Raw genomic sequence first — 23,379 nt, 5'->3', positions numbered from 1 at the left:
TTAGCTTTCGAGCCATAGTTGCATCAGGGATATCAATCTGTCCATATCAACCGGTTTGGTAATATAGTCGTTAGCTCCCGCGGCAATACACTTCTCACGATCATCCTTCATCGCCTTGGCTGTTAAAGCAATTACAGGCAACTTGGCCCATTTGTTTTGTTTACGTATCTGGCGGGTTGCCTCATAGCCATCCATTTTAGGCATCATGATGTCCATCAGCACCATATCAATATCAGGCACTTCGTCCAATTTGGTAAGTGCTTCTTCGCCATCATTGGCTATCTCCACGTTCATATCATAGCTTTGCAGCGCGCTGCTCAAGGCAAATATGTTACGCATATCGTCATCAACAATAAGTATCTTTTTATTTTTGATGATATCCTTACCTTTTGATATTGATTTGGCCTTCGGCGCGGTGCCGCTCTCCGTTTCGGTCTTTGATGATTCAGATATCTTGTTCAGGAACAGGTTTACCTCATCTATCAACCTATCCGACGATTTGTTGGTTTTGATAACCATGGCATTGGCATATTGCATCAATCGTGTAACTGATGTTTTATCCAGCTCCATAGCCGTGTTGATGATAACAGGCAATTCCAGGAATTTATCAACCGCTTTGATCTTATCTAACAGGTCGAGGCCTGAAATATCAGGCAGGTTCAAGTCAAGTATCACGCATTGGTACTCGTTCTCGTGCAACATTCTAAAGGCCGATTCGCCATCAAAAGCCTGATCAACTTCAATGCCTTGCGCCTCCATCATATCCTTTAAGGCCTGGCTTTGCGCCTGGTGATCCTCAACAAGTAATATTTGCTTGAATTTAGAGCCGCTTTGCTGCATAATATCTGTAAACAGCTTATCGAGCGCGTTGGTATCAATAGGCTTTTTCAGGAAGCTGATGGCACCCTCGCGGCGAACGCGGTTAGCGGCAGCCTCACCGGCCGACATCAGGTGCACGGGGATGTGCATGGTTTCCTCGTCGTGCTTAAGCTCGCGTAGTATTTGCCAGCCATCCTTACCCGGCAGCATAATATCCAGTATTACGGCATCGGGTTGATTTTCCTTGATGATATTAAAGGCATTGGTACCCTCATTCACCATGATTGATTTATAACCATGATCGCGCGAGTAATCCTTCAATATATCGGCAAAGTTCTTATCGTCCTCTACTATTACTACCAGTGGCTCAACATTCGGTTTTTTAGCGATCTGCGCGGCAGGTTTCAAAAACTCCTTCGGCGGCGTAAAGGTTTCAACGGTTGGCAGTACTTCCTCCTCGGTAGCAGCGGTTTGCGCAACCTCAAACGGAATGGTAAGCGTAAACTCACTACCCTGGCCCGGCTCGCTTTGCAGCGATATTTTACCACCAAGTAACGCTGCAAGCTCACGACTGATAGACAAGCCCAAACCTGTACCACCGTATTTGCGACTGGTTGAACCATCAGCCTGCTGGAATGCCTCGAAAATAAGTTTCTGCTTATCGGCAGGGATGCCTATACCGGTATCCTTAATATGGAAGCTGATGGTTTGCTCTAAGGTATTACCCGTAGCATTGATCATGATGCTGCCATTCTCCGGCGTGAACTTGAACGCGTTTGATAGCAGATTTTTAATGATCTGCTCAACACGTACCTTATCGGTAAATATGGTTTTTGGTATGTTGGCCGTGCTGTTGGTAGTGTAGCTTATCTTTTTATTAACAGCTACCTCGCCAAACATCATCTCCATATCCTTCAGTATGTCGGCCACCTTAACATGCTCGTTCTGCATTTCGAGCTTGCCCGATTCTATTTTCGACAGATCGAGAATATCATTGATCAGCGTTAACAGATCATTACCGGCGTTGAATATAACGCTGGCGTATTTAAGCTGATCCTCGCTCAGGTTTTCTGATTTATTATCTTTCAGGATACGCGCCAACACCAGGATACTGTTTAACGGCGTACGCAGCTCATGGCTCATGTTAGCCAAAAACTCCGATTTGTATTTGCCGGTAGTTTCCAGTTCTTCAACCTTAATGTTGATGGCCTGGCGGGCCTCCTCAATAGCCTGGTTCTTTTCTTCAAGCAAGCTGGCTTTTTCTTCCAGTTCGGCATTGATGGTGCGCAATTCTTCCTGTTGTACACGCAACTCCTCCTCTGATGCCTGCAGCATTTCGGTTTTGTTGAGCAACTCCTCGTTAGTAACGCGCATTTCCTCTTGTTGCGCTTCCAGTTCTTCGGCTTGTTGTTGAGTTTCCTCAAACAAGTCGTGCATTATGGTGCGCGCCTGGGCTGTATTTACGGCAATACCTACATCATTGGTAACTGTAAGCAAATAATCGCGAACAGCCTCGTGCATATCGCCCTGGTAAGCCAGTTCAATTATACCCTTCAGTTTTTTATCGTAAAAGAAAGGCAGAACAAAGCTATCAACAAGCTCATCAGCCACTATTGATGATGATAACTCAAGTTTGTTATTAAGCTTACCATTAATTAGTTTGGCTTTTTGCTCAACTGCAACCTGCCCCAACACACCCTCTGACAGGCGGATAGATTTCTTCAGCATATCCGGGTTATGGAACGCGTAAGAGCCGTAGAGATCAAGCCTGTCATCAGCCTCATTAAGCAGGTAGAAAGTACCTGTTAACGCCTGGGTATAATTACACAACTCGTTAATAACGTTTACAGCAAGTTCCTTTTCGCTTTGCTGACCCTGCATTTTTTCGTTCAGCTGGGCAATGCCGGTAAGCTGCCAATTCTTGGCTTCGTTTTCGCGCAGTACTTTTTCCAATTGTACATTGGCTTCGCTGATGTCCTGCTCAATTTTCTTTTGGCGGTTAAATGTGCCTTGTATGTAGTAAAACAGTACCACAAGTATGATCAGGAAAACAACCGAACCGGCAATGATAATGCTTATGGCCTGATTTGATGAAGCTATAGAAGCTTTTTTACGTATGTCAAGCAAACCATTTTCAGTGCTAACCATATCAGCCACTACTTTGCGTATCTGATCCATGTTAAGCTTGCCATTAAGCAACAAGTCTTTGGCTACCATATAATCTAAACCCTGCGTATCGCGGGTTTGAATATTGTTGGCCATAATGGTCAGCTGCGATGTAACAAGCTTATTTAAAGTATCAACCCTACGTAATTGCCCAGGATTATCCACCAACAAATCACTAAGATCGTACAAGCTTTTACGTACTTTGGGTACAGAAACATTGTAAGGATCAAGGAATTGCTTTTTGCCTGTAGCACAATAACCGCGCACGCCGGTTTCGCCATCTACAATGAATTGTAAAAGACCGGTGCTCGTTTTAATAACCTTTTGCGTATGATCAACACTTACGGTATCATCCTCTAAACGGTTGATACTATTGTATGACATTATTGATACTACAACAAGTAAAATAAATGAAACCGCGAAGCCGATAAGTACCTGCGTACGAAAAGTAAGTTTTACCATTGAAAGGTTTTATTTACTGCAAATATGTTTAAAAAAAGTTGACTGCTATTATACGCAAAACCTGCAAAAAAGGTTAATGCAAACAATCAAATTATATTGATTACGAAACAACCGCGTCGGCAGATTTTACAACAACCTGCTTCTTTGAAAATAGTATCGACAAGCACAACACCGCGCCGGTGAACAACACATACCAACCCCATTTAAATTTAATTTTTGAGGTTAAATAAGCGGCCGTTTTATTCATGTGCAAAAAATCAAACGAGGTGTGCACCTTTAAGTAAGCCCCCAGGTACAGCAAGGCTGCAAGGGCCACGATAGTCCATGCGGCTAAGCGGGCAATTTTAAGCTGATTGAACACCACGCCTATCATACCAATCACCGCCACGATCAAGATGACCATACCGAAGGGTTTGTTCATATCATAAACATTCATGCTAAACAGACCGAACGGGCGCAGCATGGGGCAATAGGTGGCCGCTATCACCATTATAAAACCAATAAGCGAAAGTAATGAGGGGATACGCATAAATTAATTTTCTATCGGGTTATTTCCATTTTATCGGCAAAGTGGGCACAGTAATCGCGCAAATCTTCAACAATGTTGGTTTCCCCTGTGGCACGCAAAAAGCTATCGCCCATGGTTTGCAGGGTTTCGTAGAAAAAGCGTTTCATTTCGTCAACCGGCATATCCTTGGTCCAAAGGTCAATACGCAGGGTGTTTTTAAAGCTTTGATCCCACAGGGCCAGCATCATTGATTTTACCGGAAGCGCCTCCTTATTGGTTGAATCGGTCGACTCCCAAAGGATGTTCTCAGGTACGTTATTATCATCAAGTTCAATAGTCAGTTTTATTTCGGCTTTTTTCATTTTTATATTTATTTAACAAGTAGTAACAGTATAATAATCAGCGCTATAAAGCTAAGTTCAATAGTCCATAGCGTGCGGGTTTCCTTAAAAAAGTTGCGGAAGGTAATATCCAGAAAGGCGATCACGAAGGCGAACAGTAAAAATATCCATACAATGGTACCGCTCCAGTTTTCGTACTGGCTGCCAGTTATGCTTGCGCCAAATATCCATATATAGCCCGCAAGCACAATTAAAAACGCCGAAGCGATGTTTAAAGGTGTTATCCTGAATTTCATCAGTGTTTATTTTCTTTTTGAAGATCGTTTGGTGCTTAATTTTTTGGCTACCCGCGGATTGCGCTTTGCCTTTTCGGCCTCGAATTTCTTTTTCTGGTTCAACGTTTTTTTCTCGTGGAAAGCCCCCTTAAAATCAGGGTTTTCACGACGCTTCTGCATATCGATCTCCTTGGCCTGATCCTGGCGCTCCTCGTACGGCGTTTCCTCCACAAATACATCTGTCGGGATAGCCAGCACAGGTATTTGCTGCCTGATCAGTTTCTCCGCCTTGCGGATATAATATTCTTCTGCCGGATTGCAAAACGTAATAGCCTCGCCCGATTGGTAAGCACGGCCGGTACGGCCTATACGGTGCACATAATCCTCAATAACTATCGGCACATCAAAGTTTATCACGTGGCTTACATCGTTCACATCAATACCACGGGCTGCCACATCAGTAGCTACCAGTATCTTCACCTCATCGGCACGGAAAGCATTGATAGAATTAATGCGTGTGTTTTGCCCTTTATTGGCATGCAACACCCTCACCTCATTCTCGCTATATTTTCTCGACAAAAACCTGAACACCCCCTCGGCCGAAGTACGTGTTTTGCAGAAGATGATCAACTTGGTGATCTCGCCGTCCTCCTCCAGTAATTTTTTAAGCAGGTTTATTTTGGTTTTGAGGTTGGGCACATAGTACAGCTTTTGGTTAACCGTTGCTGCCGGTGTGGCCTGCGGCGTAACCTCAACCACGGTTGGATGCTCCAAAAAGTTGGCCGATAGCTGGTGCACCTTGTCGGACATGGTGGCCGAGAATAGCAGGTTTTGCCTTTTGCGCGGCACTACCTCTAAAATGCGGTTAAGCTGCGGCATAAAGCCCATATCCATCATTTTATCGGCTTCATCCAACACCAAAACCTGTAAGCCCTTGGTAACAATATGGCCTGCCAGGTAAATATCCATAAAGCGGCCCGGTGTGGCCACAATAATATCAACGCCCTTGTTTATATTTTCTATTTGCGTTTTGGGGCCTAAGCCGCCATAAAGCACAACCACCCGTAAATCAGTATAAGTGGCAAAGGTTCTAACATTCTCCTCTATCTGTAAGGCCAGCTCGCGGGTAGGCGCTATGATCAGCGCGCGCGGGTCTTCACCCTGAGCATATTTCAGCTTCATGATGATGGGCAGCACATAGGCAGCCGTTTTACCTGTTCCGGTTTGGGCAATACCCATTACATCCTGCCCATTGGCAATGGGCGGAATAGCCTTTTGCTGTATGGGCGTAGGCTGCTCATAACCGGCATCGGCAATGGCATTTAGTATTTGCCGGTTAAACTTAAAATCATCAAACGTTTCTGCCATGGCGCAAAGATAGTTTTTTCTTTCAAGGTGCGCTTACCTGTATATTGCCCGGCAGCTATTTGATGGTATAATGATAAAAGGCCGTTTGTTCATCGGTATTTTGATATTTTAGGGAAATTTTCAGTCTGAGCAATTAAAACATGACCGATAAAGAAATAAAACCCTGGAAACTATTGAGCGAGCAGGATGTATCGCCCAGCCCCTGGTTCCCGATATTGAAACACAGCGTACAGTTAACCAACGGCAGCGTGGTTGATGATTATTATTTTTCGCCACTTGGCGATGTAGCGCAGGTATTAGCCATCACCAAAAACAACGAGGTAGTATTGGTTCGCCAGTACAAACACGCCCTCGGCCAGATATTGCTTGAGCTGCCCGGCGGCATGCAGCAAAAAAACAAAAGCATCATCGAATCAGCACTGAACGAACTGGAAGAAGAAACCGGCATCAAAGCTACCGCCGATCAGCTGATATCATTGGGCAAAATAGCCAACAACCCCACCAAACTAAAACAAATAACCTACGGCTTTATTTTGTTTGATGCCGAATTCAACTCCCAACAAAAGCTTGATTCTACCGAGGATATAGAGGTCCTCACCCTCCCCGCCCCCGAGGTTTTGCACAAAGCCATCGATGGTGATATTTGGGTTACTGATTCGCTGAACTTTATTTTGAAAGCAGCGTTGGCGTATCCGGATGTTTTTGGGTTGAGGGTATAGTTTGCGAAACCCCCTCCCTGCCCTCCCAAGGGAGGGAATTGTTACGTGATAGGTATTTTTAATTCCCTCCTTGGGGAGGGCAGGGAGGGGTTTCACTAAGTAGTTTAAAGTCCTCCCTCTCAACGAGGATTTAGGAGAAGTAAGAATTTAGGCTTGGTTTTAATATCTTTGCCGCATGGCATCTATCCTGATAAAAGCGGCGACCATTGTTAATGAGAATAAGCAATTCAATGGCGATATATTGATAAAAGACGGCTTTATTGAGCGCATTGATACAAGTATTGATGCTAAGGCCGATACCGAGATCAATGCCGAAGGATTGCATTTGCTGCCCGGCTGTATTGACGATCAGGTGCATTTTCGCGAGCCGGGGTTGACGCATAAAGCCAATATTTTTTCGGAATCGCGGGCGGCGGTAGCGGGTGGCATTACCTCATTTATGGAGATGCCCAATACAGTGCCGAATACGCTTACGCAGGAATTATTGGCCGATAAGTATGCCATCGCCAACAACAGCTCATTAGCAAACTACTCGTTTTTTATGGGTGCCAGCAATGATAATCTGGATGAGGTTTTGCGTACCGATGCCCGTAACGTCTGCGGTATCAAGGTATTCATGGGTTCATCAACAGGTAATATGTTGGTTGATAACCGTACCACGCTCGAAAATATATTTACCAACTCGCCGATGCTGATAGCTACGCATTGCGAGGATGAGGCTACCATTAGGCATAACCTCAACCATTATAAAATGACGCTGGGCGAAAACATACCCATAGCATTACACCCTATAATTCGTAGTGCCGAGGCTTGCTATTTGTCATCATCACTGGCGGTTGAGCTGGCTAAGAAACACGGTACCAGGCTGCATATTCTGCATATATCTACTGAGAAAGAAACCCGCCTTTTTGATAACAACATCCCGCTTGCGGATAAAAAGATTACAGCCGAAGCCTGTATACACCATATGTGGTTTAGCGATGCTGATTATGAAACAAAGGGCAACCTGATAAAATGGAACCCCGCCGTTAAAACCGCCGCCGACCGTGAAGGCATCCTTAAAGCGGTATTGGATGGCCGTATTGACGTAATAGCTACCGACCACGCCCCGCATACCATTGAGGAGAAAGCTCAACCTTACCTGCAAGCCCCATCAGGCGGGCCGTTGGTGCAGCATGCCTTAACGGCAATGCTTGAGCTTTACCATCAGGGTAAGATAACACTTGAACAAATAACAGAAAAAATGGCGCACAATGTGGCCACCTGTTTCCGTATTGACAGGCGCGGCTTTTTGCGCGAAGGCTACTGGGCCGATATGGTTTTGGTTGACCTGAACAAGCCGTGGCAGGTTGAAAAAGATAACATATTATACCAATGCGGCTGGAGCCCTTTTGAGGGAACTACCTTTAAGTCGAGCGTGGTGAACACTATAGTATCAGGTAACCTGGTTTGGGATAATGGTCATTTTGTTAATCACCACCTATCCGGTCAGCGCATGGCGTTTAATCCGCAGGCTTAATTTATTCTATCAGCTTTTTAAGCTCGGCCATCAGGGCTTGCCAGTTATGTTCGGAGTGTTCTTTTTTACCTTCGTCGGCAATATTTTCCTGCGTAATGGTTAAGTGCGTACCTCCGTTGTTATCATCCAGCCGATAGCTAACTACCTGGTAATTCTCGGGCACATCTTCCGTACCCGACATGCTGCTCCAATAGCTATACTTCACCAACTCGTTGGGGATAACCTCCAATACGGTACCTTTGTCTTTATAAACAACGCCGTCCCACTCCCCTGTCCAGATGATGGGGCTGCCGATAGTCCAGTCGGTAATAAGTTGGGTGCCGAAAAAGTATTGCTTTATTAATGCAGGATCGGTTAGCCCTTGCCAAACTTTATCTTTTGAGGCTGTAAAATCTACGGTGGTGGTTAGTGTAATGTCTGTCATGATGATGGGTGTACTCTTGGTGTGATATTTTATAACAGTTGAAATATTGTTTTGTGCAAAAAAACATCCACCGGGTGACAACCCTATGTCAGCAGCAACATTAAATCCCGAAAAAATTATTTTTTGACGATAGCCGAGGCGATCTCCTGAATACGCTCGTTCAAAACATCGGGCGTTATAATAGTTGCCAGATCGCCAAACATCATGAACCAGCGGGCAAAGCCTTCTATCGATGTAGTCAGGAAAGTCATCTCCCACTCATCGCCAACCTCCACTTCGGATACGAAACCGTTGTAGTATTTTTGATTGGTGAGATAATGGTACGTCTTTTTTTTCACCCGCATAATCACCGTTTCCAGTTTATGCTCGCGGGCGGTTTGGTCAATATAATCTTTCAGGGCCGGGTGTTGGTCTGAATATTCATCATCAGTAATATTTATACCTTTTATACGGTCGAGCCTAAAATCGCGGTAATCGCTGCGCATACGGCAATAGGCTATCAGGTGCCAGTAACTATCCAGGTAATAAATACCAACAGGCTCAACCATTCGGCTGGTTTGCTGTTGGCTGTGCATGGCAAAATAATCAAGCTTTAATACCCGCTTTTGCCCTATGGCACTCAGTATGGTTTGTATATGATCCTGATTATTAGCCCGGCGCTGGCTGTGGCTTTTGAGTACGGCAATGCTTCCATCCAGATCCTCCAACGTATTCTTTTCGGCGGTGCGTAATATGGCGCGTATCTTATCCATTGCCGAGCGGTGATAACTTGTGGTAGAGTTATCCGTCAGTTTTTCAATGAATTTTTCGGCGGTTAAAAAGGCTGTGGCTTCCTCTTTGGTAAACATTACAGGCGGCAGGCGGTAGCCGTCCATAATGGAGTAGCCTACTCCGGCCTCGCCCATTAATGGCACGCCTGCTTCTTCAAGCGTTTTAACATCACGGTAAACCGTACGCAGGCTGATGCCGAAACGCTCGGCAATGTCGGCAGCTTTTACCACCCTGCGCGATTGTAACTGGATCAATATGGCTGATATACGGTCGATACGGTTCATCGCACCGAAATTAAATAAAAAGCCTTGGCCAATGCACCGTTAACCGCTGCTTTTTACCAACAATTATACAGCGTAAAAAATCGCTTACATTTGTTAGCAGTAAGTTCGCTCTAACTTATTTTAACTATATTCAGCCATGTTATCTCGCCGAAAATTCATTAAACTATCGTCAGCAGGTGCCGCTTGCGCCTCAATATCAACAACTTTAGCTAAACCATTAAGCAGCGTTGCGCCAAAATTACCTGTAGTTATATCAACCTGGGACTTTGGCATTGCCGCCAACAAAGAGGCCTGGACCATTTTAGGCAAGGGCGGCCGCTCTCTTGATGCTGTTGAGGCGGGCGTAAAAATTCCGGAAGCAGATTTGACAAACCATACCGTTGGCCGTGCCGGTTATCCCGACCGCGACGGCCACGTTACGCTTGACGCTTGTATAATGGACGAGAAAGGCAATTGCGGCTCGGTAGCGGCTATGGAGTACATAGCTCACCCTATATCGGTAGCGCGCATGGTGATGGAAAAAACTCCGCACGTAATGCTGGTTGGCGAGGGTGCTACGCAATTCGCGGTGGAGCAGGGTTTAAAAAAGGAAAAACTGCTTACTGCCGAATCAGAAAAAGAATGGAAAAAATGGCTTGTAAAAAAACAGTACAAGCCGGTTATGAATATTGAGAACAGCAAAAAACCGGGCAACCAATACAACCACGATACCATTGGTATGCTTGCCATTGATGCCGACGGCAATATATCGGGCGCTTGTACTACCAGCGGCATGGCCTTTAAAATGCACGGCCGGGTTGGCGATAGCCCTATTATAGGCGCGGGCCTATATGTTGATAACGAGGTTGGCGGCGCTACATCAACCGGTGTTGGCGAGGAGGTGATACGAAATGTGGGCAGCTTTTTGGTGGTTGAACTAATGCGCCAGGGCTACTCGCCCGAGGCAGCTTGCAAAGAGGCCGTGATGCGCATCGTAAAAAAGAAACCTGATACCGCGAAAGAGATACAGGTAGGCTTTTTGGCCATCAACAAAAAAGGCGAATACGGCGCTTACGCGCTACAGGATGGCTTTAGCTTTGCCGTTTGCGATAATGAGCAGCAGGACAAACTTATTCAAGGTAAATATTACTACCCAAGTACTAATAACAAGTGATTATTTTATAGTACATTTATAGTTAAGCGAAACCCTAATGATATCACTTGAAGTTTGCGCCAACTCCACTGTTTCGGCAGTGGCGGCCCAGGATGGCGGCGCGGTACGTGTTGAACTGTGCGACAATTTAAGCGATGGCGGTACTACGCCCTCTGCCGGCCAAATTTTGTTAGCCCGAAAGCTGCTCCATATTAAAATTTATATATTGATCCGTCCGAGGGGCGGCGATTTTTTGTATAACGATCTGGAATTCGAGATCATGAAGGCCGACATACGCCATTGCGTTGAGGCTGGCTGCGATGGTGTGGTAATAGGCATGCTCACCCCTAACGGGCATGTTGATAAGCCTCGTTGTAAGGAACTGGTTGATATTGCCAAGCAATGGGGCCTGGGTGTAACCTTTCACCGGGCTATTGATATGGCCAATGATATTTATAAGGCTCTTGAGGATATTATTGAGATAGGTTGCGAACGTGTGCTAACATCGGGCGGTAAAACTACCGCCATTGAGGGGGCCAGTGTAATAGCCAGCCTGGTACAACAAGCCGCGGGGCGCATAAGCATTATGCCGGGCTGCGGTGTTGATGAAAACAACGTTAACGATATTGTACGGTTTACCGGGGCAAAAGAAGTACACTCAACCGCCAAAGCCAAAGTGAACAGTGAAATGCTCTACCATAATGAGCATATACTAATGGGCAGCAAAGATGCCGATGAATTCAGTGTGATACTTACCAGCGCCGACAGGGTGAAGAATATATTGGAAGCAGCGAACCAGGATCAGTAATTAGAAATTAGAGATTAGAGGTTAGTGATTGGTAATTAGCACTCACTGATCTCTAACCTCCACCCACAAATCTCTACTCCTAATATTCCAACGGAATAATAGGTTCCTTTTTATTCGTTGACATGATCATCATGGTATGGAATGTTTTAACCACACCTATGCGGCTAATTTTTTCCATGATCAATTGCTCGTACGATTTGATGTCGCGCACGTAAACCTTCAGCAAAAAGTCGCACTGGCCGGTTACGTGGTGGCATTCGGTTACTTCCTTAATGCTTTTAATTTCCTCTAAAAACACCTGTATGGTGTTGCTCTTATGAAAATCGAGCGATACCTGTATAAAGGTTTTTATACCAAGGCCAAGCTTTTCCTCATCAACCAAAGCATGATAGCTTTTGATGTAGTGCGAGTTTTCGAGTTTGCGCACACGCTCTAATGTAGGCGCGGGCGAAAGCCCTATCTCGTTTGAAAGCTGAAGATTGGTAATTCTACCGTTCTCCTGTAATATCTTTAATATCTGAAGATCTATTTTATCTAATTCGGCGGCCATGGTGCTACAAATATATACTATAAAAATATTAGCAAAATAATATTTTTATAACGCGCAGTCATTCAAAAGTATATTTTATTGCATTTTTAGTCTTATCTAATTTTTTTTATTAGATTTGAGAAAATATACTTATTAAAAACATCAGCTTTTGTTTAACGTTTACAAAAGCGAAAAAGATACGGGAGCCACAAAATTTAATTATGGATGCCAGGCACAGCGAATCATTAAGCAATGTACACGGAACGGTAAATACTGAACACAGAACAGGCTGGCGAAAGATATTCGCTTTTTTAGGCCCCGCCTACCTGGTAAGCGTTGGCTATATGGACCCGGGCAACTGGGCAACTGATATTGCCGGTGGTAGCGCCTTTGGTTACCGTTTAATTTGGGTACTGCTGGCCTCAAACTTAATAGCTTTACTACTACAATCATTAAGCGCGCGTTTGGGTATCGTTCGCGGGCTCGATCTGGCGCAGGCCTCAAAAAATGCTTATCCCCGCTTTGTTAATTTTTGCCTTTACATTTTAGCGCAAATAGCCATTGTGGCTTGTGATCTGGCGGAGATAATCGGTATGGCCATTGGTCTTAACCTGTTGTTTGATCTGCCCATGATATGGGGCGTGCTACTCACCATAACCGATACCGTGCTGCTGCTTTTTTTAATGAACAAAGGCATGCGCAAACTGGAAGCCTTTATAGTTTCCATGATATCAGTGATCGGGCTGGCATTCCTTACAGAGATGTTTATTGTTAAGCCCGATGTGGTAGAGATAGCCAAAGGCTTTATCCCGAATAATTTGTTTAAGGATGATGCCGTGAGCCATAAAATGCTTTACATAGCCATTGGTATTATTGGCGCTACGGTGATGCCGCATAATTTATATCTGCATTCATCCTTAGTACAAACCCGTAAAATAACCCGCAATAAGGATGGTATTAAGGCTGCGCTGAAATTCAACATGTTTGATACGGTGATAGCCCTTAACCTCGCCTTTTTGGTGAACGCCGCCATATTGATACTTGCTGCCGGAGCATTTTTCAAGAACGGGTATTTTGAGGTTGCCGAGATACAGGATGCCTACAAACTGCTTGAACATATATTTGGTAAAATAGCCCCGGTGTTGTTCGCGGTGGCGTTGATAGCATCCGGACAAAGCTCAACGGTTACAGGTACGTTGGCCGGACAGATCATTATGGAAGGGCACATTAACCTGCGTATTGAGCCCTGGATGCGCCGTTTGCTTACCCGCCTGCTGGCCATATTACCGGCAGTGTTTACCATACTTTATTTTGGTGAGAATGCACTAAGCGACCTGCTGATATTAAGCCAGGTGGTATTGAGTTTGCAGCTGGGTTTCGCTATTATTCCGCTGATACACTTTACGTCAGACAAAACTAAGATGCATGGCTTCGCCATTGGCCCTATCGCTAAAATAGCCGCCTGGATAAGCGCTGTGCTGATAGTTGGCTTGAATGTAAAGCTGGTTATCGACCAAATAAACGATTGGATAAGCGGCTACCCAAATGCCCGTGTAGAGATATACGCCATTGTTGTACCGCTGGTGATAGCTGTGGGCGCTTTGCTTATTTATATATTCATCAGGCCCCTGCTGTTCAGGTTAAAGGAACGCCCTACCCGTGTACCGCACGGCGAGGCCACCGCCATTGGCGATATTAGCCCTATACTTTATAAAACTATTGCCATCACCATTGATTTTAGCGCGAATGATCGTAACTCCATACGCCATGCCATTATGCAGGGCGGCAAGGGTGCAACTTACACGCTGATACACGTGGTTGAAACCGCCGCTGCCCGCTATCATGAAACTGAGGTAATGGACCGTGAAACACAAAGTGACGTAAAGAACCTGGACATGTATGTTGATGACCTTAAAACAATGGGATATGATGCACATGGCCAAATTGGTTACGGCATACCGGCAAAGGCTATCGCCAAGATAGTGAACGATCAGGGTATTGATTTTATGGTGATGGGATCGCACGGGCACCGGGTATTGAAGGATCTGATCTTCGGCACAACGGTGAACACCGTAAGGCACATGGTAAATGTTCCGGTGCTGGTTGTTAAGCCTCAAGCAAAATAATTTGCATATTTGCACCCGTTTAGGATCATGAGTCAGGATAAAATCTACATAAAAAACAAAAAGGCCTACTTTGAATACCACATACTGGATAAGTATGTAGCCGGTATTCAACTGCTGGGTACCGAAATAAAATCAATTCGCCAGGGCAAAGCCAATATTAACGATGCCTTTTGCAGTTTTATTAACGGGCAGCTATACGTGCGTAATCTGCATATATCGGAGTATTCGTTCGGTTCGTTCTACAATCACGAAGCTAAGCGCGACCGTGTGTTGCTGCTAAATAAAAAGGAATTAAAGAAACTACTTACCAAAGGCGAAGAAAGAGGCTTTACCATAATACCGCTGGCCTTATTCATCAGCGAACGTGGTTTTGCCAAGCTGGAGATAGCCCTTGCCCAAGGTAAAAAAGACTTCGACAAACGCGAAACCATGAAAGAGCGCGACAGCAAACGCGAACTGGATAGGGTAATGAAGCAGTAACCGCCCCTTCCGTCCCCTAAAGGGGAAACTTTTTGAATGTTATAGAATAGATTTGCTACTCCCCTTTAGGGGCTGGGGGCTCCTACCAAGCCTTATCTCCCACCAGGGGCACAAACCTAAAGGTATCAAGTACTACTTTTTCGTAATCGTGTTCGCCAACTTTTAGGATGGTAACCATTTGCTGCGAGTTTTCATCGCCTACGGGGATCACTAATATGCCGCCTATTTTGAGTTGTTGCAGCAATACATCAGGCACGGTTGGCGCGCCTGCGGTCACTATAATTTTATCGTATGGGGCCTGTTCGGGTATGCCCTTTGAGCCATCGCCTAAAAAAAAGTTGGGTTTGTAACCCAAGCGTGTAAGTCCGTCAACCGTACGTTCGTACAGGGCCTGCTGGCGTTCAATCGTGTAAACCTTAGCGCCAAGCTTTAATAATATACAGGTTTGGTAACCGCTGCCGGTGCCAATTTCAAGCACCTTATCGCCCTTATGAATGTGCAGCAGCTGACTTTGATAGGCAACCGTATAAGGCTGCGATATGGTTTGCCCCTCACCTATCGGGAAGGCGATATCCTTGTAGGCCTGGTTCCAAAAGGTTTCGTCGAAAAAGAAATGACGGGGAACCTCCCACATGGCATTCAGCACATTTTCGTCTTCAATGCCCTTCTTTTTTAAAAGTTCTATCAACCGCTTGCGCGCACCCTTTTCACGATAGTTATCAATACTCTTGTAGGCCATTTGATGCCAAAGTTAGCTAAAAAGTGTGGGGTTACCACGCTGCAAACGGTCAATACAGGGCTTGTATAATTTATCTGTTTGTGTAGCATTAGGTTAAAATTGCTCGTACGGGCAGGTAAATACAATGGCATGAAAACAACTTTAAAACCTAACACCCTATTTACAGCCCTGCTTGTTGCGCTTTCTTTTGCCGTAGCATCATGCAAAAAGGATAAAAACGCGAAAGAAGCAGAGGGCATCATCATGAATACCGGCACACCCGCCGCGGATGGTTGCGGCTGGCTGATACAAATGAACAATGTAATGTATAGCCCTGATAACTTACCGGCAAGCTTTATGCAGGATAGCATGCAGGTTAAGGTAACCTACAACACGCTTACAACCCGGTTTAGTTGCGGTATGATAGCCGGCAATGGTTTCCCACAGATACATCTGACCAACATTCGGAAAAAATAAAAATATTAGTACGGGTCAACATCGGGCTGTACAATACTGCCCTTGCTTAGCTTAGTGGTTTGGAATTGGGTGATCACATCCCGAATTACAGCCTTAGCTTTGTTTATAGAGATGCCATCCTTTTCGAACTTAAGCATGATGCTCTTGATATAATAATTACGTATACGGCTCACCAATGGCGCTTCGGGGCCTATCACCCTATCGCCAAATTGCTTGCGTAACTCATTAGCCAGGTATACGGCCTGATTGTACAGCGCATCCGGATCTTTATGTTTAATATCGAGATTGATGATGCGGTAATATGGCGGATATTTAAAGCTGCGGCGCTCCTCCATTTCGGTAAAATAAAGGTCGTGGTAATCATTTTCAATTACCTGCTTAATTACCCTATGACCAACATCATAAGTTTGTATCACCACCTTACCACGCTTACCACGCCTGCCTGCCCTGCCGCTTACCTGCGATAGCATTTGATAACTGCGCTCATTAGCCCGGTAATCAGGAAATTTCAGTAAGCTATCCGCATTAATAATACCTATTACGGTAACATCGGCAAAATCAAGGCCCTTCGCTACCATTTGCGTACCTACCAATACATCTATCTTCTTTTCTTCCAAACTGTTCAGGATATTTTGCAGCGCATTGCGCGAGCGGGTGGTATCCATATCCATACGGGCGAGGCGGGCATCGGGCAATAAAACGCTCAACTCATCTTCAATCTTTTCGGTACCAAAGCCTTTATACTCCATATGCGTAGAGCCGCAAGCCGGGCATACATTGGGCGAATCCTCTTTATAACCACAATAGTGGCAATGCAGCTTACCACTGCTTTTATGGTAGGTAAGGCTCACATCGCAATTAATGCACTTGGGCGTATGCGCGCAGGTACGGCACATCAGCAAGGGCGCGTAGCCCCTGCGGTTTTGAAACAGGATCACCTGCTCCTTATTGATGATGGCCTGCTGCATATCCTTCATCAGCACGCTGGTAAAGTGCGATTGTATAGTTTTTTGGCGGGTTTCGTCGGCTATGCTCACCACCTCAATATCGGGCAGTTCAACACCGCCGTAGCGTTGCACCAGTTCGGTTAAGCCGTATTTATGCACACGGGCATTAAAGTAACTCTCGAACGATGGTGTGGCCGACCCTAACAAAACCTTACCCTTATACATGGCCGATAGGTAAATGGCTACATCGCGGGCGTTGTAGCGTGGGGCCGGGTCAAACTGTTTGTATGATGTTTCGTGCTCTTCATCAACAATGATCAGGCCCAGATCATCAAACGGCAAAAACACTGATGAACGCGCGCCTAATATCACGCGGTAATCGCCATTCAAAACCTTTTGCCAAACCTCGGCACGCTCGTTATCATTAAACTTAGAATGATATACACCTATGTTATTACCAAAATAAGCACGCAAACGTTCGATGATGTGCGTTGTAAGTGCGATTTCGGGCAGCAGATATAGCACCTGCCTGCCGCTGTTTATCATCTCCTCTATCAGCCTTACATAAATTTGTGTTTTGCCTGATGAGGTTACGCCGTAAAGCAATACGGTATCCTTATCATCAAACTGCCGCTGTATATCGGTAAGCGCGGTTTGCTGCTGCTCGCTCAGGTCGAATATGCCGGTATCGTTCTCCTCCTCGTAATGCAGGCGACTAACATTTTTGTCCTCGGCAATAAATATTTCTTTCTCTATCAGCGCCTTTATAGCCGCCGCCCCTGCCCCGCTCTCCTCGGTAATATCATTCTTCGACACCGCCTTTTGGTAACGTGCCAACTTCATGTAAGCCAGCAGTGCATCGGCCTGTTTTGGGGCACGCTCTAAAATATTGAACAGCTCGCGCAGGTTATCCTGATTATGATATACCGGGTTAAGCGTAATAAAGGTACGCTTACGGGGTTTATACCTGTCGCTCACCTCCTCAGATATATTGATGATGTTCTTCTCGAACATCCCCTTCAATATCGGCATCACTGTTTTTTGGCCCAGCAGCTTGGCAATATCGCTCACGGTAAGCTCAGGTTGCAGATCGAGCGCTTCGGCTATCAGAAACTCCTTATCGTGCAGTGTGGCCCGGTCTATCGGGAAGTCCTTGTTCAGTACTATTTTGGTTTCGCTGGCCAGCTTTAATGCCGATGGCAGGGCGGCGTTCATTACCTCGCCCACATTACACATATAGTAATCGGCTATCCATTGCCAAAGCTGTAGCTGGTACGGGGTAACTATAGGCTGATCATCCAATACCTCAAGCAGATATTTGGCCTCATATTTTTCGGGCGCTTGCGTGCCGATAGAGGCTACAATGGCCGTATATAACTTGCTTTTGCCAAACTGCACCACCACCCGTTTGCCAATGGCAACGGCATCATTCATTTCAAAGGGCACGCGATAGGTATAGTTTTTGGCTATGGCCAAGGGCAAAATAACCTCAACAAAAAGCGTTTTCCTTACGGATGTATCTGATGATGCGAACTCGAGCATGTAGTAATATTAACGATTACGTAAGGCGGCCAGTGCAAGGCATACCCAACCGGCAATAAATAACAAACCACCAACAGGTGTTACAGGGCCAAGCGCGCTTAACCAGCCCCAGCCTAACAGCTCGCGGCATGATAGCAGATACAACGAGCCCGAAAATAAAATGATGCCCAATGTAAATAAATAATAGCTTGCCGCAATTAATTTGTTTTTAAAGCGTGTAAATGTAGATAGAAACAGCAAAGCGAATACATGGTAAAAGTTATACTGAACACCGGTTTGCCATACTTCGAGCTGACGTTCAGCTATTAAGGCGCGTAAACCATGCGCGCCAAACGCACCAAGTATAACCGCTATAGCACCAAATATTGCTGCTGTGAATATGATTTGTTTATTCATTGAAAGATAAAAAGACTAAGTTAGGGTAATTTTGGAAAGTAAACGTTTAACGCACTGCCATAATTTACATAACTTGCGAGTGCAAACATATAAATGAAACGGATAATTTTTATTACGGTTATTTTGCTTGTTGCGTGCGGCTATATTACGGTAGCATATTTCAAGAACCTAAACCCGCCCGGACAGCATATAAGCCAGGTAATGCGCAGCATACCTGCCAATGCCGCAATGGTATTTGAATTTCCGAACGACAGGAGCTTTTACGAGATATTTAAGAATAACAAACTACTGGCGGCCGTATCAGGCAAAGAAAACCTGGACGAGCTCGATACCCTGCGCACAGCCTTAGCCGCTTATACTAACAGCGAGGGTTTGTTTAACGGGCAGCACATATTTGTATCGGTACATCCATCAGATACCGGCACATCGCTACTGCTTACAGCCGTGGCACCCAAAGGCTTTAACCTGAACAGCTTTAAACAGGTAGAGAAAAGCGGCAAACTGCTGCTATCGCCATATAATGTGGGTAAGCATAAAGGTTATGCCATCTATATAAAGGATATCAAAAAACGTTTCTATATATTAAGCAAAGGGCATAACATATTTTCGGGCAGTTTTTCGAAGGATCTGATGCAGACTGCCGCTAATTATGAGGCCGAGAGAACTGATTACGCGCTTTCGCCTGCGCAGCAAAATAACAACTCGCTGGCTAACCTATACGTTAATTATCAGCAGTTTAACCCGCTGCTTAAAAGCTATTTTACCAATATCAATAATCTGCCTGCCGATCTGTATGGCTTTGCCTCAACGGCTATACTCAGCCTTAATTACAAAAGCGACGCGCTGATGTTCAACGGTACATCAACACTGATACCGGGTGGAAAGCACAGTTATTTAAACGTATTCATCAACCAAAAACCGGTTGATAATCATTTAAAAAACATACTGCCCTCAACAACGGCATATTATAGCAGCTTCGCGCTATCAAACACGCAGCAATTTTTTACCGATCTGGATAAGTGGCAGCAAAATACCGGCATCAGCAAAAAAGAAAGCACCCTGTATGCCAACATTAAGAACGAAACCGGTGTAAACATAAAGCAGGCCTTTAACGGCTTGGCAAGTAATGAATTCGCGGTGCTAACCACCCGCTTTCAGGAAAAGCTGGCCATTGTGGCCTTAAAGGACGGATCAAAATTACTACCCCATTTCATGAACATCAGCTCGGGCATGAGCGATAACAGCGGCCGTTTAAATTACGACAGGCTGATGTATTATTTGCTGGGAGATGCTTTTGGCAGTTTCCGCAAACCTTTTTTTATGATAGTTGATAACTACCTGATTTTAGCTAACACATACAAAGAGGTTGAAAGCTACTACGAGAGCTACATGAACCGCAAGTTTTTGGCCAAGGCCGATGATTATACCAGCTTTGATAACCTGATGACACAGCGCAGCAACATTTGCTATTTTGTGCACAGCAAAAATGCACGGTACGTTTTCAGGCGCGATATGCGTAAGGAAACCTATAAATCATTCAACGAAAATGAGCCCGGCTGGCAGGATGTTTACGGTGCATCGTACCAGTTAACAGCCGCTCAAAACAGCTTCTATACTAACTTCTGCATAGGCTCAATTGCCCAAAAGGATGAGGAGCAACCGCTGGCATCAAACTAATAACTATTTTATAAATTAAACAACTATACTTACAAATTAGCGTTTAGAGAGAGGCGGTCTGCGTACTGCCAAAAATGCACCAAAGCTATTTATGAAGAAAATTCTACTACTGTTACTACTGTTATCCCCATTATTTGCAGCGGCACAGCAGTTTTCACAATATAACACCGAAACTCTTTTTGATTCGTTCGAGAACCCATCGCAGCGCTCGTTCATCCGCGATTCGAGCTATAACATGGCATCTAACTTTTTGATACCCAACTTTGGGGCTTATGCTGTTTTAACCGGTAACGCGCAGCGATCAATACAAAGCCGTTTGTTTGATAACCGCTACAGCAACAGCCAGCTTGATATAGGCAGCGGCAGGCTAAACCGCGTTTTAAGCAATGCCGGTATTTACTGGGCCATGTTTAAATGGTATGCCGGTCAAAAAGGTGATAAGGAGATGGGCTTATCCTTTAAAACAAACGTTGAAGCCAGCGGCGATATTACAGATGAATCCATAGCACTGTTCAACGGCTCGGCCAATTTTCCGCGCGATACTTATAATAATTTATTCAACAGCAATGGCTACTATCAAACCTACCATCAATTAGGTTTTTCATACCGTGAAAAACTTGATAAGCGTACCGCCTTTGGTTTCAAGGTAAACTTTTTGATGGGTTTGCAATACCAGGAACTTTTGGTTAACCGCTCAAACATCACCTTTAACAGGGCTGCCGACCAGGCTATACTTTTTCTTGATGGCTTGTACTATGTAAGCGAAAGCGGCGGCGAAGGCGGCTCGGGCGCTATTGTACCAAGCTTGAGTAATCCGGGTGCTTCGGTATCCATAGGCGGATCGCACATTACCGAGGATGGTTTTAAGATACAGGCCAACGTTAAAGATCTGGGTTTTATACATTGGAGCGGTGGCTCCGAAAGCTACCGTGTGCTGGGTACTACCACGCTTAGCGATCTTTCACAGCCCTGGCGCGAGGATAGCGTAAAAACACAACTATCGCGCTTTTTGCAGGCTGGCCACAGAAGCCGTGGCTCATTCACCACCCCCACCAATGGTTTGGCGGAGCTAAGTGTTGCCAAAAGATACTATTTAAATTACGACCAAACATTCAGCATGTTGCCAACGCTTATTGTACAAAAGCAATTGTTTTATCAGGGACTTACCGGGGCTTTGGTTGATCATTTCCAGTACAATAAATTCACCGTTACGGCAACGGCATCATACAATGATCTGCGCCTATTCAACTTTGGCGGACAGGTGATGTATAAATCGCCCAATGCGGAGTTTTATATCGGATCGGAAAGATTACTGCCAAGCGGACGTATTGCCTTACGACGCACCGGCTATGATGCACCCTACACCGGCGCGGATGTATTTTTAGGTTTCTCGCTAAAATTTGGCCGACCAATTGAAAGCCCGATGAATGCCAGCTACATACCAATGGGCGATAATGAAAAAGGCTTCTTCGGCCGTTTCTTTGATAAGATATTCGGTAAGCGTAAGGGTGGCGGCGAGTTATAATGCCTTTTTACCGGCAATAAAATCTTTCAGATAAAAAGGCTCGTAATAAGCCACATCCTCAAACTGCCCGGCGGTAAATTTTTGCAATGCTGTTTTGGTAAGATACGCCGCTGAGTTAATAAATTCCGGAATTATAATCGCGTTAGGGTGCGTCAGCACATCCTGAAACTTGGGAGCGCCATCGCCAAAAAATATCACTTTGTTGTTAGCCAATTCATCAGCATAACTACCGGCGTCAATTATTTCGGCAGAAGTTTCTTTAAGTCGATTACCCTCGGCATCAAAAATGGCGGTATATACCTCCATACGGCGGGCATCAATCATTGGGCACAACAATGTACCGGGAATAATTTCGGCTACTCCTGAACCAATGAAACCTTGTGCCATGGCCTCTAAGGTTTCAACAGCTATTAACGGCTTATCCATCGCGAAGCATAAACCCTTAGCGGTTGAAATACCTATACGCAAACCGGTATATGAGCCCGGCCCGGCGCTAACGGCAATGGCATCAAGCGCGTTGTAATCAATGCTTGCCTCTTTAAGCAATTCATCAATATACAGCGTGATCACCTCGGCATGTATGTTGCGCTGGTTTATGGTTTTTACCGCTGTTACCTCGCCGTTTACCGCAAGGGCTACAGAACAGGCAGTGGTAGCGGTTTCAATTTGCAATATGGTATTCATAGAAAATATGTCAGATCAATCAGGTACCGGGTCGTGCCCGTGGCCCCCCCATGGATTGCACCGTGCAATGCGCTTCAAAGTTAACCATCCGCCTTTAAAAGCGCCATGTTTTTTTACAGCTTCAATACCGTATTGCGAACAACTTGGCGTGTAACGGCAGGCGGCACCAAACAAAGGCGACAATAAATACTGGTAAATGCGAATAAGCAGGATAAAGAACGCGCCTATAATACGCTTAAATATATCTGCCAGCCATTTCATTTGAGCACCTCGCCGCTTAGTTGCGCAAAAAGTTTGATCATCTTTTTTTCAATAAACGGATATTCGGCAATTTCCTTGCCTATATAGGTTAATGAAAGCGCTATGCTGTGGCCCGATAGCTGGCTGTAAAGCAGTTGTTGTTTATACAGGCGGTATGCCTCGCGCGAACGGCGTTTTAAGGTATTACGGTCAACTGCCTTTTTAAACCGCTTTTTAGGGACGGAAAAAAGCACTTGTACGGGTACAGTTGCCGCATCATCAGCAGCAACAGGCATCCACGAAACCTTGAAGGGATAACATAAAAAAGAAGAACCATTATGATACAAGCCGGCAATGAGCCGTTTATTACATAATCGTTCTTCTTTTTTAAAAGTATACATAGTTGCAGGGGTTCAACCAATAAATTACAATACGGTTTGGC

23 protein-coding genes are annotated in these 23,379 nt (G+C 45.1%); 9 read left to right on the top strand and 14 right to left on the bottom strand.

Going from position 1 to position 23,379, the window contains the following annotated elements:
* The 5 genes from IM792_RS01185 to IM792_RS01165 all read right to left on the bottom strand — a co-directional run bounded on the left by IM792_RS01185 (position 1) and on the right by IM792_RS01165 (position 5,939).
* Positions 1–3,447 carry a response regulator gene (locus IM792_RS01185; RefSeq protein ID WP_194099852.1) on the bottom strand — a complete coding sequence of 1,149 codons (3,447 nt, stop codon included), beginning with the start codon at positions 3,445–3,447 and terminating at the stop codon, positions 1–3.
* Positions 3,448–3,547: 100 nt separating this feature from the next.
* Positions 3,548–3,976: a hypothetical protein gene (locus IM792_RS01180; RefSeq protein WP_194099851.1), complete on the bottom strand. Its 429-nt coding sequence runs from the start codon at positions 3,974–3,976 to the stop codon at positions 3,548–3,550.
* Positions 3,977–3,987: 11 nt separating this feature from the next.
* Entirely contained in the window at positions 3,988–4,317 is a 330-nt protein-coding gene (gene gldC, locus IM792_RS01175; RefSeq protein WP_194099850.1) for a gliding motility protein GldC, read from the bottom strand.
* Between the two features lie 8 nt (positions 4,318–4,325).
* Positions 4,326–4,592: a hypothetical protein gene (locus tag IM792_RS01170; protein WP_194099849.1), complete on the bottom strand. Its 267-nt coding sequence runs from the start codon at positions 4,590–4,592 to the stop codon at positions 4,326–4,328.
* 6 nt (positions 4,593–4,598) lie between these two features.
* Positions 4,599–5,939 (bottom strand): DEAD/DEAH box helicase, encoded by a 1,341-nt coding sequence (locus IM792_RS01165; RefSeq protein ID WP_194099848.1) that lies wholly within the window; start codon positions 5,937–5,939, stop codon positions 4,599–4,601.
* Between the two features lie 140 nt (positions 5,940–6,079).
* On the opposite strand from IM792_RS01165, the gene IM792_RS01160 reads away from it, so the two are divergent.
* Positions 6,080–6,658, top strand: coding sequence for an NUDIX hydrolase (locus IM792_RS01160; protein ID WP_194099847.1), 579 nt, complete (start codon positions 6,080–6,082; stop codon positions 6,656–6,658).
* Between the two features lie 175 nt (positions 6,659–6,833).
* Positions 6,834–8,177, top strand: coding sequence for a dihydroorotase (locus tag IM792_RS01155; RefSeq protein ID WP_194099846.1), 1,344 nt, complete (start codon positions 6,834–6,836; stop codon positions 8,175–8,177).
* A 1-nt stretch (position 8,178) separates the two neighbouring features.
* Here IM792_RS01155 and IM792_RS01150 read toward each other — a convergent pair whose 3' ends face one another.
* Positions 8,179–8,601 (bottom strand): SRPBCC family protein, encoded by a 423-nt coding sequence (locus IM792_RS01150; protein WP_194099845.1) that lies wholly within the window; start codon positions 8,599–8,601, stop codon positions 8,179–8,181.
* Positions 8,602–8,717: 116 nt separating this feature from the next.
* Complete coding sequence (locus IM792_RS01145; RefSeq protein ID WP_194099844.1) at positions 8,718–9,656, bottom strand: YafY family protein; 939 nt, start codon at positions 9,654–9,656, stop codon at positions 8,718–8,720.
* A gap of 136 nt (positions 9,657–9,792) precedes the next feature.
* On the opposite strand from IM792_RS01145, the gene IM792_RS01140 reads away from it, so the two are divergent.
* Both IM792_RS01140 and IM792_RS01135 read left to right on the top strand, forming a co-directional pair.
* Positions 9,793–10,809: a N(4)-(beta-N-acetylglucosaminyl)-L-asparaginase gene (locus tag IM792_RS01140; RefSeq protein WP_194099843.1), complete on the top strand. Its 1,017-nt coding sequence runs from the start codon at positions 9,793–9,795 to the stop codon at positions 10,807–10,809.
* Positions 10,810–10,846: 37 nt separating this feature from the next.
* The gene (locus IM792_RS01135) at positions 10,847–11,596 is read left to right on the top strand and encodes a copper homeostasis protein CutC (protein ID WP_194099842.1); all 750 of its coding nucleotides are present in this window, start codon (positions 10,847–10,849) and stop codon (positions 11,594–11,596) included.
* Positions 11,597–11,675: 79 nt separating this feature from the next.
* Here the strand turns inward: IM792_RS01135 and IM792_RS01130 are convergent, their stop codons facing one another.
* A complete protein-coding gene (locus tag IM792_RS01130; RefSeq protein ID WP_194099841.1) occupies positions 11,676–12,146 on the bottom strand; it encodes an Lrp/AsnC family transcriptional regulator in 471 nt (156 codons plus the stop codon).
* Between the two features lie 200 nt (positions 12,147–12,346).
* On the opposite strand from IM792_RS01130, the gene IM792_RS01125 reads away from it, so the two are divergent.
* Together IM792_RS01125 and smpB are read left to right on the top strand one after the other, a co-directional pair.
* Positions 12,347–14,251 carry an Nramp family divalent metal transporter gene (locus IM792_RS01125; RefSeq protein WP_194099840.1) on the top strand — a complete coding sequence of 635 codons (1,905 nt, stop codon included), beginning with the start codon at positions 12,347–12,349 and terminating at the stop codon, positions 14,249–14,251.
* 27 nt (positions 14,252–14,278) lie between these two features.
* Positions 14,279–14,731: an SsrA-binding protein SmpB gene (smpB, locus tag IM792_RS01120; protein ID WP_194099839.1), complete on the top strand. Its 453-nt coding sequence runs from the start codon at positions 14,279–14,281 to the stop codon at positions 14,729–14,731.
* Positions 14,732–14,813: 82 nt separating this feature from the next.
* Here the strand turns inward: smpB and IM792_RS01115 are convergent, their stop codons facing one another.
* On the bottom strand, positions 14,814–15,470 hold the full coding sequence (locus IM792_RS01115; RefSeq protein WP_194099838.1) for a protein-L-isoaspartate(D-aspartate) O-methyltransferase: 657 nt from the start codon (positions 15,468–15,470) through the stop codon (positions 14,814–14,816).
* Positions 15,471–15,599: 129 nt separating this feature from the next.
* Here IM792_RS01115 and IM792_RS01110 point away from each other — a divergent pair, with 129 nt between their 5' ends.
* Positions 15,600–15,926: a hypothetical protein gene (locus IM792_RS01110; RefSeq protein WP_194099837.1), complete on the top strand. Its 327-nt coding sequence runs from the start codon at positions 15,600–15,602 to the stop codon at positions 15,924–15,926.
* Between the two features lie 5 nt (positions 15,927–15,931).
* On the opposite strand, the gene priA is transcribed toward IM792_RS01110, so the two are convergent.
* Positions 15,932–18,415 carry a primosomal protein N' gene (gene priA, locus IM792_RS01105; protein WP_194099836.1) on the bottom strand — a complete coding sequence of 828 codons (2,484 nt, stop codon included), beginning with the start codon at positions 18,413–18,415 and terminating at the stop codon, positions 15,932–15,934.
* Between the two features lie 9 nt (positions 18,416–18,424).
* Positions 18,425–18,811, bottom strand: coding sequence for a DUF423 domain-containing protein (locus IM792_RS01100; protein WP_194099835.1), 387 nt, complete (start codon positions 18,809–18,811; stop codon positions 18,425–18,427).
* 93 nt (positions 18,812–18,904) lie between these two features.
* Here IM792_RS01100 and IM792_RS01095 point away from each other — a divergent pair, with 93 nt between their 5' ends.
* Positions 18,905–20,488, top strand: coding sequence for a hypothetical protein (locus tag IM792_RS01095; protein WP_194099834.1), 1,584 nt, complete (start codon positions 18,905–18,907; stop codon positions 20,486–20,488).
* 91 nt (positions 20,489–20,579) lie between these two features.
* Entirely contained in the window at positions 20,580–22,013 is a 1,434-nt protein-coding gene (locus IM792_RS01090; RefSeq protein WP_194099833.1) for a DUF5723 family protein, read from the top strand.
* Here the strand turns inward: IM792_RS01090 and tsaB are convergent.
* From tsaB to IM792_RS01075, 3 genes are read right to left on the bottom strand one after another with little or no spacing between them, the layout of a single operon-like run.
* Positions 22,008–22,697: a tRNA (adenosine(37)-N6)-threonylcarbamoyltransferase complex dimerization subunit type 1 TsaB gene (tsaB, locus tag IM792_RS01085; RefSeq protein WP_194099832.1), complete on the bottom strand. Its 690-nt coding sequence runs from the start codon at positions 22,695–22,697 to the stop codon at positions 22,008–22,010. The genes IM792_RS01090 and tsaB overlap by 6 nt on opposite strands.
* A gap of 15 nt (positions 22,698–22,712) precedes the next feature.
* On the bottom strand, positions 22,713–22,958 hold the full coding sequence (gene yidD, locus IM792_RS01080; protein WP_194099831.1) for a membrane protein insertion efficiency factor YidD: 246 nt from the start codon (positions 22,956–22,958) through the stop codon (positions 22,713–22,715).
* On the bottom strand, positions 22,955–23,338 hold the full coding sequence (locus tag IM792_RS01075) for a ribonuclease P protein component (protein WP_194099830.1): 384 nt from the start codon (positions 23,336–23,338) through the stop codon (positions 22,955–22,957). Before IM792_RS01075 ends, yidD begins: the two co-directional genes overlap by 4 nt.
* Between the last annotated feature and the right edge of the window lie 41 nt (positions 23,339–23,379).

This window comes from Mucilaginibacter sp. JRF (assembly GCF_015223065.1).
GTDB lineage: Bacteria > Bacteroidota > Bacteroidia > Sphingobacteriales > Sphingobacteriaceae > Mucilaginibacter.
The sequence above is the reverse complement of the archived record's forward strand: the minus strand, read 5'-3'. Positions and strand labels throughout refer to the sequence as shown.

Bases quoted from the DNA above. Each gene is read 5' to 3' on its own strand.
- yidD (WP_194099831.1), bottom strand. From the start codon at position 22,958: ATGAAATGGCTGGCAGATATATTTAAGCGTATTATAGGCGCGTTCTTT.
- smpB (WP_194099839.1), top strand. From the start codon at position 14,279: ATGAGTCAGGATAAAATCTACATAAAAAACAAAAAGGCCTACTTTGAA.
- gldC (WP_194099850.1), bottom strand. From the start codon at position 4,317: ATGAAAAAAGCCGAAATAAAACTGACTATTGAACTTGATGATAATAAC.
- IM792_RS01140 (WP_194099843.1), top strand. From the start codon at position 9,793: ATGTTATCTCGCCGAAAATTCATTAAACTATCGTCAGCAGGTGCCGCT.
- IM792_RS01160 (WP_194099847.1), top strand. From the start codon at position 6,080: ATGACCGATAAAGAAATAAAACCCTGGAAACTATTGAGCGAGCAGGAT.
- IM792_RS01075 (WP_194099830.1), bottom strand. From the start codon at position 23,338: ATGTATACTTTTAAAAAAGAAGAACGATTATGTAATAAACGGCTCATT.
- IM792_RS01150 (WP_194099845.1), bottom strand. From the start codon at position 8,601: ATGACAGACATTACACTAACCACCACCGTAGATTTTACAGCCTCAAAA.
- IM792_RS01115 (WP_194099838.1), bottom strand. From the start codon at position 15,470: ATGGCCTACAAGAGTATTGATAACTATCGTGAAAAGGGTGCGCGCAAG.
- IM792_RS01145 (WP_194099844.1), bottom strand. From the start codon at position 9,656: ATGAACCGTATCGACCGTATATCAGCCATATTGATCCAGTTACAATCG.
- IM792_RS01130 (WP_194099841.1), bottom strand. From the start codon at position 12,146: ATGGCCGCCGAATTAGATAAAATAGATCTTCAGATATTAAAGATATTA.
- tsaB (WP_194099832.1), bottom strand. From the start codon at position 22,697: ATGAATACCATATTGCAAATTGAAACCGCTACCACTGCCTGTTCTGTA.
- IM792_RS01170 (WP_194099849.1), bottom strand. From the start codon at position 4,592: ATGAAATTCAGGATAACACCTTTAAACATCGCTTCGGCGTTTTTAATT.
- IM792_RS01125 (WP_194099840.1), top strand. From the start codon at position 12,347: ATGGATGCCAGGCACAGCGAATCATTAAGCAATGTACACGGAACGGTA.
- IM792_RS01180 (WP_194099851.1), bottom strand. From the start codon at position 3,976: ATGCGTATCCCCTCATTACTTTCGCTTATTGGTTTTATAATGGTGATA.
- priA (WP_194099836.1), bottom strand. From the start codon at position 18,415: ATGCTCGAGTTCGCATCATCAGATACATCCGTAAGGAAAACGCTTTTT.
- IM792_RS01165 (WP_194099848.1), bottom strand. From the start codon at position 5,939: ATGGCAGAAACGTTTGATGATTTTAAGTTTAACCGGCAAATACTAAAT.
- IM792_RS01100 (WP_194099835.1), bottom strand. From the start codon at position 18,811: ATGAATAAACAAATCATATTCACAGCAGCAATATTTGGTGCTATAGCG.
- IM792_RS01095 (WP_194099834.1), top strand. From the start codon at position 18,905: ATGAAACGGATAATTTTTATTACGGTTATTTTGCTTGTTGCGTGCGGC.
- IM792_RS01090 (WP_194099833.1), top strand. From the start codon at position 20,580: ATGAAGAAAATTCTACTACTGTTACTACTGTTATCCCCATTATTTGCA.
- IM792_RS01155 (WP_194099846.1), top strand. From the start codon at position 6,834: ATGGCATCTATCCTGATAAAAGCGGCGACCATTGTTAATGAGAATAAG.
- IM792_RS01185 (WP_194099852.1), bottom strand. From the start codon at position 3,447: ATGGTAAAACTTACTTTTCGTACGCAGGTACTTATCGGCTTCGCGGTT.
- IM792_RS01110 (WP_194099837.1), top strand. From the start codon at position 15,600: ATGAAAACAACTTTAAAACCTAACACCCTATTTACAGCCCTGCTTGTT.
- IM792_RS01135 (WP_194099842.1), top strand. From the start codon at position 10,847: ATGATATCACTTGAAGTTTGCGCCAACTCCACTGTTTCGGCAGTGGCG.